This window comes from Cohnella sp. GCM10020058 (genome assembly GCF_042683485.1).
Lineage (GTDB): Bacteria > Bacillota > Bacilli > Paenibacillales > Paenibacillaceae > Cohnella.
This window is the reverse complement of record NZ_JBHUJV010000013.1, coordinates 32,879-52,713: the sequence shown is the minus strand read 5'-3', so window position 1 is coordinate 52,713 and position 19,835 is coordinate 32,879. Positions and strand designations below refer to the sequence as shown.

Sequence of the window (19,835 nt, the reverse complement as noted above, 5' to 3'; positions counted from 1 at the left end):
GCTATAGGCAACAGGTGGCTTAGCTGCAAGTGCAATTAAGCACCGGCTTGCGGGCGGCGGTCGTCTCGTCGAGACGCCGTACGACGGTTCCGTAGGGAGCGTTCAGAACGAGCTCCGGATTCGTACGGGCTTCCTCGGCAATCCGGATCATCGTATCGATGAAGCCGTCGAGCGTCTCCTTGCTCTCGGTTTCGGTCGGCTCGATCATGATGCACTCCTCGACGTTAAGCGGGAAATAGATGGTCGGCGGATGGTAGCCGAAGTCGAGCAGGCGCTTGGCGACGTCGAGCGTGCGTACGCCGTATGCTTTGAGGCGGCGTCCCGACATGACGAATTCGTGCTTGCATACGCCCGGGTACGGAATCTCGTAATGGGGCGCGAGGCGAGCCATCATGTAGTTGGCGTTAAGCACGGCGCACTCGGAGACGCGGCGCAAGCCTTCCGGTCCGTAGGTCCGAATGTACGTATACGCGCGGACGAGGATGCCGAAGTTGCCGTAATACGCCTTGACGCGTCCGATCGACGCCGGGATATCGTAGTCAAAGTAGTACGTGCCGTCTTCGCGGCGGGAGACGATCGGCTTGGGCAGGAACGGGATTAACCGACTCTTCACGCCAACGGGACCCGCGCCAGGTCCGCCGCCCCCGTGCGGCGTGCTCATCGTCTTGTGCAGGTTCAGGTGCACCACGTCGAAGCCCATGTCGCCCGGACGCGTAATGCCCATGATCGCGTTAGCGTTCGCCCCGTCGTAATACAGCAAGCCGCCCGCTTCGTGGACGATCCCGGCGATCTCGACGATCTGCTCTTCGAATAAGCCGAGCGTGCTGGGATTGGTCAGCATGAGCGCTGCGGTGTCGCTGCCGACAGACGCGCGCAGCGCCTCCAGATCGACCATGCCGCGCGCGTCGGACTTGATCGTGACCGTCTCGAACCCGGCGACCGTTGCGCTCGCAGGGTTCGTGCCGTGCGAGGAATCGGGAACGATGACCTTCGTGCGGTGCTCGCCGCGGCTCTCGTGATAGGCGCGGATCATCATGAGGCCGGTCCATTCCCCGTGGGCGCCTGCCGCCGGCTGCAGCGTCACCTGATCCATGCCGGTGAGGGCGGCGAGGTCGTTTTGCAGCGTGTACAGCAGCTCCAGCGCGCCCTGAATGCTCTCCTCCGGCTGGTAGGGGTGGATCTTCGCGAAGCCGGCGAGGCGGGCCGTGTCTTCGTTGATTTTCGGGTTGTACTTCATCGTGCAAGAGCCGAGCGGGTAAAAGCCGTTGTCGACGCCGAAGTTGCGGCGGGACAGCTCCGTGTAATGGCGGACGACGTCGACTTCGTAAACTTCGGGCAATGCGGCCGCCGTCTCGCGCAGCATGGCGGCCGGAATAAGCTCGGAGGCCGGAAGCTCAGGCACGTCGCACGGCGGCAGCGAGTAAGCGACGCGGCCAGGCTTGCTCAGCTCAAAGATCAATGCTTTTTCCTTCGGCCCTCCAGCAGCTCCTGCATTCTCCGATGCGTTCATACGGCCACCTCCCCCAATTTGCCCACGAAGCTGTCGATTTCTTGACGCGTGCGTTTCTCGGTAACGGCGATCAGCATGTGGCCTGCCAGCTCCGGATATGCGATGCCCAGGTCATAGCCGCCGAGGAAGCCGGCTTTGAGCAGCTTTATATTCGTTTCTTGAACCGAGACCCCTCCCGGGAGCTTTACGACGAATTCGTTAAAGAACGGGGCGCCGAACGGAAGCTTAAAGCCGCTTCGATTCAGCTCGCCGGCTGCATAATGCGCCTTTTGCAAATTTAAATTCGCCGCGTCCTGCAGTCCTTGCTTGCCCATCGTCGAGAGATAGATGGAAGCGCACAGGGCGAGCAGCGCCTGGTTGGAGCATATGTTGGACGTTGCCTTCTCGCGGCGGATATGCTGCTCTCGGGCTTGCAGCGTCAGTACGAAGCCGCGCTTGCCGTCGATGTCGGTCGTCTGGCCTACGATGCGTCCAGGCATCCGGCGCATGAGCGGCTCGGCGACGGCGAAGAAGCCGCAGGTCGGTCCGCCGAGCGATTGCGAGATGCCGAGCGGCTGCGCGTCGCCGACGCAGATGTCCGCGCCGAGCTTGCCCGGCGTCTCGAGCAGGCCGAGCGCCATGGGATTGGCGCTGACGACAAACAGTCCCTTGACGCCGTGAATGATCGGCTCGATGGCGGCCAGGTCCTCGACGGCGCCGAAGAAGTTCGGCGATTGCACGAGTACGGCGGCCGTGTCGGCGGTGACGGCTTCGCGCAGCGCGTCCAGGTCGGTGACGCCGTCCGCGCAGCCGACCTCCGCGATGTCCAGATTGAGCCCGCGAGCCATCGTGCGGAGCGCTTCGCGCGCTTCCGGATGCACGGCGCGGGAGACGACCAGCTGCTTGCGCCTGGTGGCGCCGGCGGAGAGGGCGCCAGCCTCGGACAGCGCGGTGACGCCGTCATACATGCTCGCGTTGGCGACCTTCATGCCGGTCAGCTCGCAAATGTACGATTGAAATTCGAAGATGGCCTGCAGCTCGCCTTGGCTGATTTCCGGCTGATAGGGGGTATAGGCGGTATAAAATTCGGAGCGGGAGATCATGTGATTAATGACGACGGGGAGATGATGGTCGTAAATGCCGGCGCCGAGGAAGCTCTTGTATCGATCGGTATCGGCGTTGCGCCCGGCCAGATCCTTCAAATGCGCCAGCAGCGAGAACTCGTCGAGCGCGCCGGACATCGGCATCGTGCCGAGATAACGAATGGCCTCCGGAATGTCGCGGAAGAGCGCTTCGAGGGACGGGACGCCGATCGTCTCCAGCATGTCGGCCTGGTCCTGCTCGGTCATCGGGATGTATCGATGGAGATTAGGCATGGCGGTTCATCACTCCTTGGGCAGTCTTTTGTAAAAAGGGGTGCGGATCACTTCGGCTTTCAGCCGTTTGCCGCGAATCTCGACTTCGACCTCGGTGCCGATCGCGGCGAATGCTGCGTCGACCAGGGCAAGTCCCAGGCTGCGCTTCAGCGTCGGCGATTGCGTTCCCGATGTCACCTCGCCGATCCGCTTATCGCCGGAGAAGACGGAGTAGTGAGAGCGAGGGATGCCTCTGTCGATCATCTCGATGCCGACCAGCTTGCGGGGCAAGCCTTCATCCTTTTGTCTGACCAGCGCGTCCTTACCGATAAAGTCGTCTTTGTCCAGCTTGACGAAGAAGCCGACGCCGGCTTCGAGCGGCGTGATCGCTTCCGACAGCTCTTGCCCGTAGAGCGGGAGCCGCGCTTCCAAGCGAAGCGTATCGCGGGCGCCGAGTCCGGCAGGAACGAGTCCAAGCGGTTCCCCGGCAGCCATCAACACATGCCAGACGTCGCCTGCACGCTCGGCCGACACATAAATTTCAAACCCGTCCTCGCCGGTGTATCCCGTCCGGGAGATCAGAACGCCGACACCAGCCAGCAGCGTACCCTGCTTGAAGTTGAAGCCGGGGAGCGCCAGAACGTCCGGTTCCGCGCCGGCTGCCTGGAGAATCTCCGTAGCGCGAGGCCCCTGAAGCGCGAGCAGCGCGTAGTCGTCCGAAGCGTTCTCAAGCGACACGTCCCCGCACAGATGCGAGCGCATCCATTCGTAATCCTTGTCGATGTTGGCGGCGTTCACGACGGCCATGTAACGGTCCGCCGCGAGCCGGTAGACGAGCAAATCGTCCACGACGCCCCCGTCGGGGAAGCACATGAGCGTGTAATGCGCCTGGCCGTCCGTTAGTTTCGACACGTCGTTGGTCGTCACGCGTTGGAGGAAGTTCTCAGCGCCCCTGCCCGTGATGATGAATTCTCCCATATGGGACACATCGAACAGGCCGGCGTGCAAGCGTACCGCGTCATGCTCCTTTTGAATGCCGGAGAACTGCACGGGAAGATCCCAGCCGCCAAAATCGATGCAGCGGACGCCGGGATGACCGGCATAAATCGGGTAGAGAGGGGTTCTTTTCAATTCGGTCATCGTGGTTTTTCGCCTCCTCGATTGAAGCCATGATTAATATTTTAAAAGCCTCGGTCGGTATTGCCGGACGCAAAAAAGGACAGCCGCAAAAAGAAAGCGCGCCCCCAGCCGAAGCTGCCTGCGTCCTCTTTTCGCTCTGTCCTTTGTACCTGAGAGTTACCTTAGGTCCGAATCGGAACCAAGTTTCCCCGTGGGTGATCCCGCTGGATGCTGCGGAATGCTCTCCAGAGTCGCGTCCGGCAAAGGTCCTTTTGCCTGAGAGATTCTCCTCTTGCGAGGGTTACTCCTTCGGCGCCGCCTCCAAGTTCACGATGGGCGATCTCTCCCGTTGCCTTCATCCGCATTATGCTTTTGTCGTTACAGTCTATTCATACATGAGTCTGGGAGGAAGTGTCAACGTTAATTTGCATGGTATACTGGGGAAATCGAAAATCAGGGAGGGTCTCGACATGAGCGACAGCATGACTTTGGCGGATGCATTCAAAAACAGCAAGCATCCGGTCGTCGAACACGGCAAGCGGAACGTCCAGGTGTTATTGGACGCATTCGAAGGAATGGACGGGAACGCGAGCAGCGATATGTACGGAAAAGGGGAAATCATCGAGCGGTTTCAGGCGAAAATGGCCGCTTATCTGGGCAAGCCGGAGGCCGTCTTCTTTCCGAGCGGGACGATGGCGCAGCAGATTGCACTGCGGATTCACTGCGACGAGACGGGGAATCGAAAGGTTGCCTATCATCCGCTCAGTCATCTGGAGCTTTACGAGGAGGACGGCCTGAAGGAGCTGCACCGGATCGAAACCGTGCTGCTGGCCGATCAAGAGCGGCTTATCCGGCCGGAGGACGTCCGGTTGATCGGCGACGATGTCGCATGCCTGCTGCTTGAGCTGCCTCAGCGGGAGATCGGTGGTCAACTGCCTCCCTATGCGGATCTTGAGGAAATTTCCGCTTACTGCCGCAGCCGCGGCATAAGGCTGCATCTGGACGGCGCGCGCCTGTTCGAGATTTTGCCGCATTACGGGAAATCCGCTGCCGAGATCTGCGCGTTGTTCGACAGCGTTTACGTGTCGTTTTACAAAGGCCTGGGCGGCGTTGCCGGAGCGATATTGGCGGGAAATGCAGCGCTCACAGAGCGTTCGAAGATCTGGAAGCGGCGGCATGGCGGCGATCTGATCAGCCTGTATCCATACATAATCAGTTCGGATTATTACTTTGACCTGCGAATCGGCAAAATGGCACAGTATTATGAAGAAGCGAAGGCGCTGGCGGCAATGTACAACGATTGCGGGGATGCGATCCGAACGGTCCCGGCGGAGCCGGTGTCCAATATGTTCCACGTCCATGCGAATGTGCCGAAGGAAGCATTGGAATCGATCTTGGTCGGCGTATGCGAGGCGACGGGCGTCGGCTTGTCCGCTTGGGTCAAAGCGCTGGAGGAAGGAAGCAGCGCTTATGAGGTCAGCATCGGCGACCGTTATGCCGCGGTTCCGGAAGACCGGTTGCGCGAAGCGTTCGCCTTCCTCAGAGAAAAGCTGTCGGAGAACGGGTATCGGGCTTGAAGATCGCGCGCATCCTAACGCAGAGATGTCGTTCGTCTTAAAGCGAAGGAGACCGATATGCGCAAAAATGATCTCGAAGCGCTTCAAGCGCTGGAGCGCCATGCGACGCCATTTCTCGGGGCAGCCTACGCGGAAGCGCTCGTGGAGCGTGCCGGCGAAGCCAAATTCGTGCTGATCGGCGAGGCTTCGCACGGCACGTCCGAGTTTTACGCCGAGCGGGCGGAACTGTCCAAGCGGCTTATCGTCGAGAAAGGCTTTAAGTTCATTGCAGTCGAGGGCGATTGGCCTTCTTGTTATGTGCTGAACCGTTATGTGAAAGGCGACGAGGCAGCCGGCACGATCGCTGCGGAAGCCCTGCGCGACTTTGCGCGGTGGCCGACCTGGATGTGGGCCAACCGCGAGGTCGCGGCGTTCGCAGACTGGCTTCGCGTCTACAACGACGGCAAGGCCGAAGAGGACAAGGTCGGCTTCTACGGCATCGATCTGTACAGCTTGTGGGCGTCGATGGACGAGATCCTGCAGTACCTCGGGCAAAAGGACGATGCAGACCTGGAGTCGGCCAAGCGCGCCTTCGAATGCTTCGAACCGCACGGGCGGGAGGAGCATCGATACGGGATCGCGGCCAACTTTTATGGCGAGGGCTGCGAAGCGGAGGTCGTCGCGCTGCTGCGCAAGCTGCAGGACAAATGGCAGGCCGCGCGTCCGGGTGACCGCGAGGATGCGTTTGCCGCCGAGCTGAATGCGCTGGCGGTGAAAGGCGCGGAGGATTATTACCGGACGATGATCCGTCACGATGCGGAATCGTGGAACGTGCGCGACAGGCACATGATTGCGGCGCTCGAGCGGCTTATGGCTTTTCATGGACCGATGGCAAGGGCCATCGTCTGGGCGCACAATACACATATCGGCGACGCACGCGCGACTGACATGGCCGATGAAGGCATGGTAAATGTCGGACAGCTGCTGCGCGAGACCTACGGCGGCAAAGTTTACGCCGTGGGCTTCGGTACTTACGAAGGCACCGTCATCGCCGGACGCGGATGGGGCCGTCCTTTGGAGGAGATGAAGGTTCCCCCGGCCAAATCCGGGAGCCTCGAAGAGCTGCTTCACCGGATCGAGCCTGCCGACAAGCTGCTCATGCTCGACGATGCCGAGCAGGTACTGCGCGAGCGGTCGCTTGGTCACCGCGCGATCGGCGTCGTTTATCATCCGGAACACGAGCGCGGCAATTACGTGCCTACGACGCTTGCGGAACGGTACGACGCGTTTATATTTATGGACCGGACGTCCGCGCTTGCGCCGCTGGCCGTCGAGCCGGCCTTTTCATAATCCCGCAAGGAAAGCCTGTGACAGCGAGGATCGATAAGCTACGCATAAAGGAGCTGCATGTGCCAATGCGGTCTACGGAGTATATCGGCTGCTTTGCTGGCTCCAATAACCTGCATTTGTACATGTATTTTCTGCCGACCAAGCGAGCTTGATGCAATACCTGCAAATATGCAGGTAAATTCAAAGCACACGCCGGAAAACGGACTTGTGGAGGAAAATGGATGTAAATTTGCATCTTTTCTGCTCAAACGAGCAAGTATCGGCGAAAATAGATGTATATTGGCAGGAATTACGCAAAGATCGGCGCGGTGACGATAGGCCAACAATAGGAAGGCTCGCTGGATGAGCCTGCTTTGCAGGCATTGCGCAAAGAAGGGTGCGCCGATTGGCCGACCAATTGCAAGGCTCGCCGGATGAGCCAGCGATCTGCGTTCCGCGCGATAATCGCGTTTCGGATATCCGACAAAATCAAAAGAACCGCCGGGGCGAAACTCTCCCGGCGGCTTTTTTACGAGCAAAAAAGGTGACTGCCCCGAACGTCAACGGACTTGCTCGACCATCACTTCCATGCCCGCTTCGGTCATCTCGCGCAGGTGCTGCCCGGTTATCCGGCTGTCGGTGATAACCAGATCGATCTCGCCGGGCTCCGCGAACTGGACGAACGAATTTTTGCCGATCTTGGCGCTGTCGCACAGGAGCACGACCTGCGTCGCAATGCGGATCATCGTTCGCTTGACCTCGGCCTGGTTCATGTCCGGCGTCGTGCAGCCTTTGCGGGCGCTGAAGGCATTGGTGCCGAGGAATACCTTGTCTACGTTCAGCTCGGACAGCAGCTTGACGGCGAACGGACCGACGGTGCAGTGAAAATGCCGGCGCAGCATGCCCCCGATGACGACGACGGACACGTTGTCGAGTCGTTCAAGCAGCGAAGCGATCTCGATGTCGTTGACGATGACGGTCAGATTCTTTTTGTGTTGCAAATGGCCGCACATCTCTCTGGTCGTCAGACCTGCATCCAAAATGATGATATCGCCGTCTTCGACCAGCTCGGCGGCCTTTTTGGCGATCGCTTCCTTGAGGCTCAAGTCCTTGACCGTCTTGCCCTTGTTGTCAAGCTCGAAGCCGACCGGCGCGGCATCGCTGGGGATCGCGCCGCCATGCGTGCGCTTGATGAGGCCTCTTGCTTCGAGATCCCGCAGATCGCCCCGGATCGTAGCCGGCGACATTTTGAAGAAGGCGACAAGGTCGGGCACGAGCACCTTTCCGCGTTCCTGAACCATTCTGACAATGGCCGCCTGCCGCTCCTCGGCAAACATAACGTCCGAATTCCCCTCGCTCATGGTCATCTTCCTTTAAGGTTGAATGAATATCGCAAATTAGATCATCCGATCGCAAAAATGATCAATCGAGCACGCGAATCTTCTGAATTATACTATATAACAGCTAACGATTGTTGTTAGATCGTAAAAGGAAGCGGATTTTGAACGAAATCTTCTAATTCGATGGCAAACGACAACGGGGCGCATCTGAACGAAAATAACTTCTAACTTATTAAAGGTGGGTGAGCAGGGCTCATGCAGCAGAGAGATATCGGCGTATGCATTATCGGAGCGGGCAGAGCGGGCATGATCCACGCCGCCAACTTCCGGAAAAACGTGCCGTTCGCCAGACTCGTCGCCGTCGTCGACCCGAACCAAGAAACGGCCGGATCGGCGGCGAAGGAGCTTGGAATCGACCGGTACTATACGGACTACAGGCAAGCGCTATCGGATGCGGATATCGACGCCGTCGTCGTCGTGACGCCTACGATCTATCATCGCGATATTGTCGTGGCGTCTGCGCAGGCGGGCAAGCACGTGCTATGCGAAAAGCCGATGGCGATCAACGAGCGCGAATGCGACGAGATGATCGCGGCTTGCGAGGCGGCCGGCGTCACGCTGCAGGTCGCGTTTATGAGACGCTTCGACGAGAGCTTCGTCGAAGCCAAGCGCGCGATCGACGAAGGCGCGATCGGAGAAGTTGTGCTCGTCAAGTCACTGACGCGCGGACCAAGTCAGCCGATGCCCTGGATGTACGATCTTGCCAAGAGCAACGGCCCGCTTGCCGAGGTCAACAGCCACGACATCGACACGATCCGTTGGTTCTCGGGCTCGGAGGTGTCCGAGGTGTATGCGATCGGCGGCAACTACCGCAACCGGCATGTCTCGGCCGACTACCCGGACTTTTATGACAATGTCTCGCTCACCGCGCGCTTCGCGAGCGGCGCGCAGGCCAGCATCGACGGCGCGGTCGCCGTCCGGTACGGCTACGACAGCCGCGTGGAGATTCTCGGCACCGAAGGCGTCATCTTCCTCGGTCAGACGCACGAGAAGACGACGATCGTCGCGGGTCCGGACCGGCTGCTCCGCCGGCCGTTCATGAACAGCTGGCGGTCGCTGTTCAAGGAAGCCTATCTCGCCGAGGATACCGACTTCATCGCCGCGATTATGGAAGGCAGGCCGCCGCGCGTGACGGGACATGACGGCAAGATGGCCGTACGCGTCGTCGAGGCCGGCAACGCTTCGATCAAGACAGGCGCGCCGGTCAAGCTCTAAGGAGGAGAAGCGAATATGTTAGCGGCCAGATTGAACGGACCCGGCGACATTCGGCTCGTCGATGTGCCAAAGCCAGTTCTAACCGACCGGGAGATTCTCGTCAAGGTAAGGAGCGCGGGCATCTGCGGCACGGATATGCGGATGATCAAAAACGGCTTTCCGGGCATCTCGGAGGCGTCGCCGCGGACGCTGGGCCATGAGCTGAGCGGCGAGATCGCCGAGGTCGGCGCGCTTACGAGCGGCTATCGCGTCGGGATGCGCGTCGGTATCGCGCCCAATATGGGCTGCGGCATCTGCGGGGAATGCATCCGCGGCAACCAGCATCTGTGCGCAAGCTACGAGGCGCTCGGCGTCCAGACGGACGGCGGCTTCGCCGAGTACGTGCGCGTGCCGGAGCAGGCGCTGCGCTTCGGCAACGTCGTCGAGCTGCCGGCGCAGGTGACGTTCGACCATGCGGCCGTCAACGAGCCGCTGTCGTGCGTGTACAACGGGATCGAGCAGTGCCCGATCCGTGCCGGAGACGACGTGCTGATCATCGGCGCCGGTCCGATCGGCATCATGTATGCGCAGCTTGCCAAGATGTCGGGCGCAGGCAGGGTGTTCCTAAGCAATAGATCGACGGGCCGGCTGGAGCTGGCGCGCCGGATCGATCCTTCGTTTATTGCGCTGCCGGCCGAAGGGCTTAAGGAAACCTTGCTCGCGCAAACCGGCGGTCGCGGCGCGGACGTCATCGTGACAGCCAATCCGTCGCCCGAAGCGCAGCAGCTGGCGGTCGAGCTGGCGGCGATGGGCGGCCGGATCAACTTTTTCGGCGGCCTGCCCAAGGATAGCGTCCCCGTCAAGCTCGATACGAACGCCATTCACTACAAGCAGTTGTTGGTGACGGGCAGCACGAAGGCGAACAACGCGCATTTCCGCAAGACGCTGCAGTTCATCGCGAGCGGCATTCTCGATGTCGGCAAGCTCGTATCCGCGCGCTATGCGATCGATCGCTTCGACGAGGCGCTGGCGCACGCCGGCAGCTCGCAGGGCATCAAGACGGTCATCGCGTTCGATTAGAGGGGAGAGGGACCACTTGCCATCCGCCACATCCGACAATAGCCGCTCGAGCTTTGCGATCGCCGTCGACCTTGGCACGCAAGGAACCAAAGCCGCGCTTGTCGCGGAAGAAGGCCAGCTGCTGGGCAGCATGTTCGTCCCCTCGAACCTGATTCGCCCAGGGCCAGGACAGGTCGAGCAGGACCCGGACGAGATGTTCGGCGCGGTCGTCTCCGCCATCCGTTCGGTGATGGATCGAACGGGCGTCTCGCCCGCGCGCGTGGCTGCAGTCGGCATCGGCGGCCAGATGGCGGGCGTGCTCGGCGTCGACGAAGACTGGCATGCCGTGACGCCCTACGACTCCTGGCTCGACAGCCGCTGCGAAGCCGCGATGCCGCTCATCCGGGACTGGGGCGAGGATGCTTTTATCGGCATCACCGGCAGTCCGGTTACGTACGCGCACGGACCTAAAATTTTATGGTGGCGGCAGGAGCGGCCGGAAGTATATCGCGCCATCGCCAAGTTTATCGTGCCCAGCGCCTACGTCGCAGGCAGACTCGCAGGCTTGCGCGCACAGGAAGCCTTCATCGACCATACGCATCTTCACTTCACCGGCTTCGCCGACGTGCAGCGGATGGCCTGGTCGGACGAACTGCTGCGGGCGTTCGGCATCGACAGCGACAAGATGCCGGCCATCGTCCGGCCGTGGGACATCGTCGGCAGAATGACCGATCGTCATGCGGCCGAAACCGGGCTTCTGCCGGGCACGCCGATTGCGGCGGGCCTTGGCGATACGGCCGCGGCGACGCTCGGTGCGGGCATCGCGAGGCCGGGCCTGCTGTTCGACGTGGCGGGCACCGCGTCGGTGCTGTCCTGCTGTACGGCCGAATACCGGCCGGATACCGCGGGCAAGACGCTGATCTATGCCCGCTCGGCGCTGCCCGATCTGTGGACGCCGCTAGCTTACATCAACGGCGGCGGTCAGTGTCTGGCCTGGTTCAAGCGGTTGACCGGCATGGACTACGAAGAGCTCAATGCGCTCGCCGAGACGGTGGAGCCGGGCTGCGGCGGCCTGACGTTTATTCCGCATTTCGGCGGACGGGTCTGTCCCAACACGCCGACGCTGCGCGGCAGCTGGACCGGCCTTGCCTGGTCTCACGAGCGCGGCGCGATGTTCCGGGCGATCCTCGAGTCGGTCGCCTATGAGTACAAGCATTATCTCGGCACGCTTGAGCGGCTCGTCGGCCAAACGGCCTACGAAGCGGTCCATGTCGCCGGCGGCGGCGCGCGCAGCGCGCTGTTCAACCGGATCAAGGCGGATACGCTGGGCGTGCCGTACCGCCCGCTGCAAGCGGAGGATACGGCGTTGATCGGCGCTGCGCTTGTCGCGGGTCACGGCGTCGGTCTGTTCCCGGATCTGGCCGCGTCGGCCGAGCGCTTCGCGGCACCGGGCGAGGCGCTCGAGCCGGATTCGGTCAGGCATCGTCTGTATGCGGCTGCCGCAGGCCGGTATCGGCGGACGGTGGACGGCATGCAGGCGTTGTACGCGAGCCTGGAACCAACCGAGTGATCGGGCAATTTTCAGAACGATTTTTTATAACAAACATACCTGCAGACACCCCGGACCGCGAAGGGCGGGGATCAAGGAGAGGAGCACGAACTTATGAAGCTGCCGCCAAGCGCGGCGTCTCCGACGATGTACTTCGTCGGCGTGACGACCGGACAATCGTCCATTATGAAGCTGTTCCCGCTGTGGGCCGAGGCGCTCGGTCTCGGCGGACCGAAGATCGTCGGCATCGACATCGATATACATGCGGAGCCCGAGGTTTACCGGGACTGCGTACGTTTTATCAAAGAGGATCCGCTCTCCCTGGGCGCGCTTGTCACGACCCACAAGATCGACCTGTTCAACGCTGCGCGCGACCTGTTCGACTCGCTGGACCCCTACGCGACGACGTTCGAGGAGATCTCGTCGATCTCCAAATCCGGCGGCCGGCTCGCCGGACACGCCAAGGACCCGATCTCGAGCGGGCTGTCGCTTGAAGCGTTCGTACCGCCGGGGCATTGGAAAAGAACAGGCGGCCATGCGATGATCATGGGCGCCGGCGGCAGCGCGCTCGCGATCTGCAGCTACCTGACGGCGACGGAGCGCGGCGACGATGTGCCGGACACGATCGTAATCACGAACCGCAGTCCCGAGCGGCTTGAATCGGCGCGCCAACTGCTCGGCCGCATCGATACGCATGTGCGGTTCGAATTCAGGCTCTGTCCGGCGCCGGCGGACAATGACGCGGTGCTGGCCGATTTGCCGGCCGGATCGCTCGTCGTCAACGCGACGGGACTCGGCAAGGACCGCCCCGGGTCTCCGCTTACGGACGACGCGGCATTTCCCGAAGGCGGTCTCGTCTGGGAGCTGAACTACCGAGGCGCGCTCGACTTCATGCATCAAGCGATCCGCCAGCAGACGGCAAAAAGGCTTCATGTGGAGGACGGCTGGATCTATTTTATCCACGGCTGGACGCAGGTGATCTCTGAGGTGTTCCACGTTCCGATCGAGGGCGAGACGTTCGACCGCCTGGAGAAGATCGCGATGGAGCTGCGGGGTGGCAGCGAAACGAAAGGAGCCGCGCATCAATGACGCATACGCACTCGACCGGTACGAAGCTGGCCAATCCGTTAACCCCGTTTACGCTTTATTTCAGCCTGAATAACGGTCTGTCCGACGCTGCGCCTTCGCTGAAGCGCCATCTGTCCAAAATGAAAGGGATGTACGCGGACGACGAGGCGTTTAGCCGCCTGCTCGCGGACGGCGCGGACCCGCTTGCATACGAATTCCACGAGCTCGGCATTCCCGAATCCGACGGCAATCTGGCGTTCGGCACGAGCATCGTCTATCCGGGCAAGGTCGGCGACGAGTATTACATGACCAAGGGGCATTTCCACACGATCATTGACACGGCCGAAGTCTATTACTGTATCGGCGGCAAAGGGATCATGCTCATGGAAAATCCGGAAGGCGACTGGGACGTTCAGGAATTCGCGCCGGGAAAGGCGGTCTACGTACCGGGACGGTACGCACACCGCAGCATCAACACCGGGCATGAACCGCTCATTACGTTTTACGTCTTCCGCGCGGACGCCGGTCACGACTACGGCACGATCGAGACGAAGGGCTATCGCAAGATCGTCGTCGAACGCGACGGGCAGCCTGCCGTGCTCGACAATCCGAAGTGGAAATAAGGCGGGCGTCACGCAAAGGAGGGATTCGGTTATGGCATCGAAGCTGAAAATCGTCGTGACGCCGCGCTCGTTCGGCAGGTCGGACCCGGCGCCGATCGAGCTGCTCGCGTCGCAAGGGTACAACGTCGTATACAATCCGTATGGACGGATCCTTACGAAGGAGGAGATGAAGGGACTGCTCGCGGACGCGGACGGCGTCATTGTCGGCGTGGACCCGTTGGACCGCGAAGTGCTGGCGGAAGCGCCAGGACTCAAGATCATCTCCAAGTACGGCGTAGGTACGGACAACATCGATCTGAAGTACGCCGAGGAGCGGGGGATCAAGGTCACGCTGGCGGCGGGCTCCAATACGGAAGCGGTCGCGGACTATGCCTTTGCGCTGATGATGGCCGTCGCCAGAAGAGTGAACGTCATCGACCGGGCCTGCCGCGACGGTGTATGGAAGGCGGAAACGGCGATCGACATTCACGGCAAGACCCTCGGACTGCTGGGTCTCGGCGCGATCGGCAAGGCCGTTGCCCGCAGAGCCTCGGGGTTCGGGATGAAGGTGCTCGCGTACGATCTTTTCCGCGACGAGGCGACCGCGGCCGCATACGGTATTACTTATCGCGATTCGATCGGAGAGATTGTGCGCGAGGCGGACTTTATCAGCCTGCATCTGCCGCTAGACGACAAGACGGCGGGCATCATCGGCCGCGAGCAGTTTGAGATGATGAAGCCGACCGCTGTACTCGTGAATACGGCGCGCGGGGGGCTGATCGACGAGGCGGCGCTGCTCGAAGCGCTGCGCGCTGGACGGATCTGGGGCGCCGGCATCGACGTATTCGAAAAGGAGCCGCCTGACAATCCGGAGCTGCTCGCGCTTGGCAACCTGATCGCGGGCTCGCACTGTGCCGCGTCCACGCTTGGGGCCGTGACCAATATGGGAATTATCGCGACGCAAAATCTGATCAAGCACCTGGAGGTGTCCGTACCATGAAGCTCGGCATTCACGCTTATGCCTGGTGCTCCCAGTGGAGCAACGAGACGCTTGGCCTCATCGACCGCGTCAAGGGACTCGGTCTCGACTTCATCGAGATTCCGCTCATGACGTTGGACACGTTCGACGCCGCCGCCGTGAAGCGCAGGCTCGAAGACGCCGGACTCGACGCCGTAACGTCCACGGTACTGTTGCGAGGCACCGACATCACGAGCGCCGATCCCGCCGTTCGCGCTGCCGGGATTGCGTATTTGAAGGACTGCGTGCGCGCAACGGCCGCCATCGGCAAAACGAATCTGTCCGGCGTCGTTTATTCGCAGCACGTCAAGGAGACGAATGCCCGTCCGACCGAGCAGGAATGGGCTTGGGCGGCGGAGGGGCTGCGCGAGGCTGCGGTCTATGCACAGGAACACGGCGTGCAGATCGGCCTCGAGCCCGTCAACCGCTACGAGTCGAACCTGGTGAATACTTGCGGGCAGGCGCTGGCGCTAAAAGAGATGATCGGCGAGCCGAACATCAAGATCCATCTCGATACGTACCACATGAACATCGAGGAGAAAAGTTTCTACGCGGCGACGAAGGCGGCCGGCTCCGACCTGATTCACTATCATATTTGCGAAAACGACCGGGGCATTCCCGGCACGGGACTGGTCGACTGGGACGCGATCTTCCGCGCGCTATCCGAGATCGGGTATGCCGGGTATGCCGCCCTGGAGTCGTTTGTCGACGTGACGGACAATATGAACACCTGGGTATGGCGTCAGCTCGCGCCGAGCGGAGACGCGCTCGTCGAGGAGGGCGTTAGGTTCATCCGCGGGAAAATGGCGGAATACGGCCTGGTTTAAACAGGCGGGCCGGGAAAGCGTAAAAGTAATTACGATTGCCGCCAAACGCACTGGAAATTCGGTAAACGAGCTGCTAGCTATCACACGAGCATTCTAGCGTTCTAGCAAAAGAAAATAAAAGCATACGGGCATAGGAGCGGAGCATATGGCGGATTTGGCACACCGCTACGAGAGCGGCTTTCCGAGAATCGGCATCCGTCCGATCATCGATCGCCGCAAGCTCGTCAAGGCGGCAACCAAGGATATGACAATGGAGCTGGCGCAAGAAGCCGCAAGACTGCTCTCGACGCATTTGCGATACCCGGACGGCACGCCGGTCGAATGCGTCGTGAACGACGTCTGCATCTCCGGTCTCAAGGAAGCGGCGGCGTGCGCGGACAAGTTTGCAAAGGAGAACGTCGGCGTCCTGCTGACCGTCGCCTCGGGCTGGTGCTATCCGCTCGAGACGATGGAGACGGATGCGCGGCTGCCGCATGCGGTATGGGGCTTTAACGGCACGGAGCGTCCCGGCGCTGTCTATATGGGCGCGCTGCATGCGGCTCACAATCAGAAGGGGCTGCCGGTATTCAAAATCTACGGCCGGCACATCCAGGACATCGACGAGCGGACGATTCCGGAGGACGCAGCCGACAAGCTGCTGCGCTTCGCGCGCGCGGGACTCGCTGCTGCGCTGCTGCGAGGCAAGTCGTACTTGTCGATCGGCTCGGTGTCGATGGGCATCGCGGGCTGTATCGTCGACGACGATTTTTATCAGCGGTACCTCGGAATGAAAAACGGCTACGTGGATATGACGGAGGTGAGCCGCCGCATCGAGCGGGGCATCTACGACGAGGAAGAGTTCGGACGTGCGCTCGCATGGGTTAAGGAGAAATGCGTAGTCGGCGCGGATCCGAACCCTGAGTCGCTGATCATTCCTGATGCGCAGAAAGCGCAGAACTGGGAGACGGTCGTCAAAATGGCACTGATCGTCCGCGATCTGATGATCGGAAATCCGCGTCTAGCCGAGCGGGGCTACGAGGAAGAGGCGTACGGTTATAACGCGATCGCATCCGGCTTCCAGGGACAGCGGGAGTGGACCGATCACTTGCCGAGCGCGGACTTCCTCGAGGCGGTGCTGAACAGCTCGTTCGATTGGAACGGCACGCGGGAGCCGTACATCGTCGCGACGGAAAACGATAATTTGAACGCAGTGACGATGCTCTTCCAGCATTACTTGACGAACACGGCGCAGATCTTCGCCGACGTGCGCGCTTACTGGAGTCCGGAGGCGGTGGCGCGCGTGACCGGTCATCGGCTTGAAGGCCGCGCGGCCGGCGGCGTGCTGCACCTGATCAATTCGGGGCCGGCGGCGCTCGACGGCACGGGCGAGATGACGCGGGACGGGCAGCCCGCGATGAAGCCGCACTGGGAGATCTCCGAGGCGGAGGTCGCCCGCTGCCTTGCGGCGACGTCCTGGCGGCCGACCTACATGGACCAGTTCGCGGGCGGCGGTCACTCGACCGACTTCCTCACGCGAGGCGGCATGCCCGTCACGATGGCGAGAGTCAATCACGTTGCAGGCGTCGGCCCGGTGCTGCAGCTGGCCGAAGGGTATACGGTCGAGCTGCCGGAAGACGTACATGCAGCGCTCGACGAGCGGACGACGCCGACGTGGCCGACGACCTGGTTTGCTCCGAACCTTGTGCCGGGCGATCCGGTTTTTGACGATGCCTACACGGTCATGGAGCAATGGGGCTCTAACCACTGCGTCGTCAGCTATGGTCACATCGGGGAAGACCTCGTGACACTTGCGAGCATCCTGCGTATCCCGGTGAACATGCATAACATAGACGCCAAGCGGCTGTTGCGCCCGAGCGCCTGGAGCGCGTTCGGCACGAAGGATCCGGAAGGCGCCGACTATCGGGCTTGTGCGGCGTATGGCCCTTTGTATAAATAAGGGAGTAAGGCGGCAAAAGCTGTCTCCAAGTGGAATTCATGACTCGGAGACAGCTTCTTGTCTTTTTGTTGATGCATTTACCGCTCCGCACAGCCAATGCTGCGCCAGATACTGAAGCTAGATAACGCCCGCAGTTGGCTTTACATAATGATCGATGAACGCCGTTAAAATTACACAACCTTCGAGTCGTGTTGACAAAACGTTAACAACACACTTGTATACTAATTTGGAAATGATGTATACAACGTACTTTGGAGGGGTTACTGATGCTGAGAAAAGCGACCAAGCTTTCGACCGCCATTTTATCTTTATCGATCCTGCTCGGCGCGCTCGCGTCGCCGACGACCGGCTTCGCTGCAGCTGCATCCGCAACGGCTACGCAGGCCAAGAAGAGCGGCGACTTCACGCAAGCCATCGCCGAACGCAATAGCAAGGGCCAACTCGTCATTCATTGGAAAACGAATGCGGATCTCGGCCCGGCCAAGGTCTACTGGAGCACTTCGCCGGACAACATCGAGAAGAACGGCAAGCTGCTGGCCGCGACCTATACGCGCTACGGCGGACATGTCGCCGTGGATCCGAAGCCGGGCGCCCGGATTTATTTCCTGATCAAGGGCGGCAACGGCGCGACGATCACGGCCTCGGAGCGCCATGTCGACCTGGAAGGCGCCGCCAACTTCCGCGACTTGGGCGGCTATACGACGACGGACGGCCGCACGGTCAAATGGGGCAAGCTGTTCCGCGCGGACGCGATCGGCCGTCTGACGGACGCCGATCAGAAGAAGCTGCAAAGCATGGGCCTCACGACGGACGTCGATTACCGCACGGACGCCGAAGTCAAATCGCTGCCCGATCCGGTTATTAATGGCGTTAACTATGTGCGTACCGACGAAGGCAATCCGGGCAGCAACACCGATTTCGGCACGATTCTCGCTTCCGGCTTGATGAAGGACAAGGAAAGCGCCGTTCAAATGATGATTCAAGGCAACAAGTCGATGGTGGATAATCCTAAATTTTACGTACAGCTCATGGCGTTGCTGAACGATCCGGCAAACATGGCGCTCGTACAGCACTGCACCGCAGGCAAGGATCGAACCGGTCTCGGCTCCGCGATTATCCTGCTCACGCTCGGCGTCGACGAAAAGACGGTGATGTCGGATTATCTGCTGTCTAACGTTTACAATGCGGCAAATAACCAAAAGTCGATCGATGCGCTGAAAACCCAGGTTCAGGACAATAATGTCATTGAAGCAGTCACCGCTCTAATGGGCGTGCAAAAGGAATTTCTGCAAGCGTCGCTTGACGAAATGAAGGCGAAGTACGGCTCGATCGACAAGTTTATCGAGGATGGGCTAGGCGTTTCGAAGCAGGAACGCGCCAAGCTGAAGGCGATGTACACGGAATAGGGCACTACCCGACGCTGCCCGCACGATCCATATTCAAAATAACGAAAAAGCGGGACGAAGAGCCGTATCACGGTTCTTCGTCCCGCTTTTTTATGCGACCTTTCCATGCGAATCCAACGCCGTGACGTTAGCGGCCTTCCCGCCTCGAATCGCCACCAGCACGACGATTAGAATCGTCAACGCCAGACTCACTTCCCCTTTGCCATAACCTAACCCGCCGCTATCGCGAGCTGCGGAGAGCCAGTCCGCGAAGGAGGCGCCCACCGGTCGAGTCATGATATAGGCGAACCAAAATGCCGCAATTTCGTTTAATCCAAACCACTTGTAGGCGACAATCGGAATGACGAGAATGGCTGCGAACATCAAGCCCGAAGTCAAATATCCCATATGCAGGGAGGACGCGGTCATGTCGCCTGCCGCCGTGCCCAGCGCGAAAGTCGTCAGCACGGTGAGCCAATAAAAAATTTCCCTGCGCCGCGTGACGATACGATGCACGGACAACGTTTTCTCCTTGGCGTACCAGACCGAGAGGACAGCCGCGAGAGCAGCTGCAAAAAATACGGTCGATGCGACGTACGGAATGCCCAGCCCGACGCGCACAACGTCCGCGGCCATCGTTCCGAAGATGCTGACCATGACGACGACCAGCCAATACACCCAAGGCACGAACCGGCGCGCTTTGAATTGCAGCACCATCGCAGCGATAAAGATCGCGACGCTGACCGGCGCGGATAGAAGCGGGTTCAATCGCTCGAATAAAAAATCGGAAGCGACCTCGCCCATTCCGGTCGTCAGCAGCTTGATGATCCAGAAATAAATCGTAATTTCCGGAACTTTGGAGCCTGCCGCTCGAGCCGTTTCTAAGATAGCCGATATCGATTTGCCCATTGCTCTTCATCTCCTTCACCTATTCAAAACCTTGGCTTCG

General features: G+C 60.5%; 17 protein-coding genes and 2 riboswitches. Of the genes, 11 read left to right on the top strand and 6 right to left on the bottom strand.

Annotated features, from left to right (window positions below; genetic code table 11):
• Window positions 1-19 precede the first annotated feature (19 nt).
• Genes gcvPB through gcvT form a run of 3 tightly spaced genes read right to left on the bottom strand, consistent with a single transcriptional unit; the run spans window position 20 to window position 3,984 of the window.
• Window positions 20-1,510 carry an aminomethyl-transferring glycine dehydrogenase subunit GcvPB gene (gene gcvPB / locus ACFSR7_RS21730; RefSeq protein ID WP_378165194.1) on the bottom strand — a complete coding sequence of 497 codons (1,491 nt, stop codon included), beginning with the start codon at window positions 1,508-1,510 and terminating at the stop codon, window positions 20-22.
• Window positions 1,507-2,865, bottom strand: coding sequence for an aminomethyl-transferring glycine dehydrogenase subunit GcvPA (gene gcvPA, locus ACFSR7_RS21725; protein ID WP_378165192.1), 1,359 nt, complete (start codon window positions 2,863-2,865; stop codon window positions 1,507-1,509). The genes gcvPB and gcvPA overlap by 4 nt, the downstream gene beginning before the upstream one ends.
• Window positions 2,866-2,874: 9 nt before the next feature.
• Window positions 2,875-3,984 carry a glycine cleavage system aminomethyltransferase GcvT gene (gene gcvT / locus ACFSR7_RS21720; protein WP_378165190.1) on the bottom strand — a complete coding sequence of 370 codons (1,110 nt, stop codon included), beginning with the start codon at window positions 3,982-3,984 and terminating at the stop codon, window positions 2,875-2,877.
• A 134-nt stretch (window positions 3,985-4,118) separates the two neighbouring features.
• Window positions 4,119-4,214: riboswitch (glycine riboswitch) on the bottom strand.
• Window positions 4,215-4,217: 3 nt separating this feature from the next.
• Window positions 4,218-4,322: riboswitch (glycine riboswitch) on the bottom strand.
• 111 nt (window positions 4,323-4,433) lie between these two features.
• Between gcvT and ACFSR7_RS21715 the strand changes: the two genes are divergently transcribed.
• Window positions 4,434-5,540, top strand: coding sequence for a threonine aldolase family protein (locus ACFSR7_RS21715; RefSeq protein ID WP_378165189.1), 1,107 nt, complete (start codon window positions 4,434-4,436; stop codon window positions 5,538-5,540).
• Window positions 5,541-5,597: 57 nt separating this feature from the next.
• On the top strand, window positions 5,598-6,869 hold the full coding sequence (locus ACFSR7_RS21710) for an erythromycin esterase family protein (RefSeq protein WP_378165187.1): 1,272 nt from the start codon (window positions 5,598-5,600) through the stop codon (window positions 6,867-6,869).
• Window positions 6,870-6,907: 38 nt separating this feature from the next.
• Here ACFSR7_RS21710 and ACFSR7_RS21705 read toward each other — a convergent pair whose 3' ends face one another.
• Together ACFSR7_RS21705 and ACFSR7_RS21700 are read right to left on the bottom strand one after the other, a co-directional pair.
• Window positions 6,908-7,387, bottom strand: a complete 480-nt coding sequence (locus tag ACFSR7_RS21705) for a hypothetical protein (protein ID WP_378165185.1) — start codon at window positions 7,385-7,387, stop codon at window positions 6,908-6,910.
• A gap of 21 nt (window positions 7,388-7,408) precedes the next feature.
• The gene (locus ACFSR7_RS21700) at window positions 7,409-8,209 is read right to left on the bottom strand and encodes a DeoR/GlpR family DNA-binding transcription regulator (RefSeq protein WP_378165183.1); all 801 of its coding nucleotides are present in this window, start codon (window positions 8,207-8,209) and stop codon (window positions 7,409-7,411) included.
• Window positions 8,210-8,443: 234 nt separating this feature from the next.
• Here ACFSR7_RS21700 and ACFSR7_RS21695 point away from each other — a divergent pair, with 234 nt between their 5' ends.
• The 9 genes from ACFSR7_RS21695 (at window position 8,444) to ACFSR7_RS21655 (ending at window position 18,907) form a co-directional block, all read left to right on the top strand.
• Window positions 8,444-9,463: a Gfo/Idh/MocA family oxidoreductase gene (locus ACFSR7_RS21695; protein WP_378165181.1), complete on the top strand. Its 1,020-nt coding sequence runs from the start codon at window positions 8,444-8,446 to the stop codon at window positions 9,461-9,463.
• A gap of 15 nt (window positions 9,464-9,478) precedes the next feature.
• A complete protein-coding gene (locus ACFSR7_RS21690; RefSeq protein WP_378165179.1) occupies window positions 9,479-10,522 on the top strand; it encodes an alcohol dehydrogenase catalytic domain-containing protein in 1,044 nt (347 codons plus the stop codon).
• A gap of 16 nt (window positions 10,523-10,538) precedes the next feature.
• Entirely contained in the window at window positions 10,539-12,071 is a 1,533-nt protein-coding gene (locus tag ACFSR7_RS21685; protein ID WP_378165177.1) for a xylulokinase, read from the top strand.
• Window positions 12,072-12,164: 93 nt separating this feature from the next.
• Window positions 12,165-13,139 carry a shikimate dehydrogenase family protein gene (locus ACFSR7_RS21680; RefSeq protein ID WP_378165175.1) on the top strand — a complete coding sequence of 325 codons (975 nt, stop codon included), beginning with the start codon at window positions 12,165-12,167 and terminating at the stop codon, window positions 13,137-13,139.
• Complete coding sequence (locus ACFSR7_RS21675) at window positions 13,136-13,741, top strand: glucose-6-phosphate isomerase family protein (protein ID WP_378165173.1); 606 nt, start codon at window positions 13,136-13,138, stop codon at window positions 13,739-13,741. The genes ACFSR7_RS21680 and ACFSR7_RS21675 overlap by 4 nt, the downstream gene beginning before the upstream one ends.
• A gap of 31 nt (window positions 13,742-13,772) precedes the next feature.
• Window positions 13,773-14,720: a phosphoglycerate dehydrogenase gene (locus ACFSR7_RS21670; RefSeq protein ID WP_378165171.1), complete on the top strand. Its 948-nt coding sequence runs from the start codon at window positions 13,773-13,775 to the stop codon at window positions 14,718-14,720.
• Window positions 14,717-15,565 carry a sugar phosphate isomerase/epimerase family protein gene (locus ACFSR7_RS21665; protein ID WP_378165170.1) on the top strand — a complete coding sequence of 283 codons (849 nt, stop codon included), beginning with the start codon at window positions 14,717-14,719 and terminating at the stop codon, window positions 15,563-15,565. The genes ACFSR7_RS21670 and ACFSR7_RS21665 overlap by 4 nt, the downstream gene beginning before the upstream one ends.
• Before the next feature lie 145 nt (window positions 15,566-15,710).
• On the top strand, window positions 15,711-17,501 hold the full coding sequence (locus tag ACFSR7_RS21660; RefSeq protein WP_378165168.1) for an L-fucose isomerase: 1,791 nt from the start codon (window positions 15,711-15,713) through the stop codon (window positions 17,499-17,501).
• A 266-nt stretch (window positions 17,502-17,767) separates the two neighbouring features.
• The gene (locus tag ACFSR7_RS21655) at window positions 17,768-18,907 is read left to right on the top strand and encodes a tyrosine-protein phosphatase (protein ID WP_378165167.1); all 1,140 of its coding nucleotides are present in this window, start codon (window positions 17,768-17,770) and stop codon (window positions 18,905-18,907) included.
• A gap of 90 nt (window positions 18,908-18,997) precedes the next feature.
• Here the strand turns inward: ACFSR7_RS21655 and ACFSR7_RS21650 are convergent, their stop codons facing one another.
• Complete coding sequence (locus ACFSR7_RS21650) at window positions 18,998-19,795, bottom strand: COG4705 family protein (protein WP_378165165.1); 798 nt, start codon at window positions 19,793-19,795, stop codon at window positions 18,998-19,000.
• Window positions 19,796-19,835 lie beyond the last annotated feature (40 nt).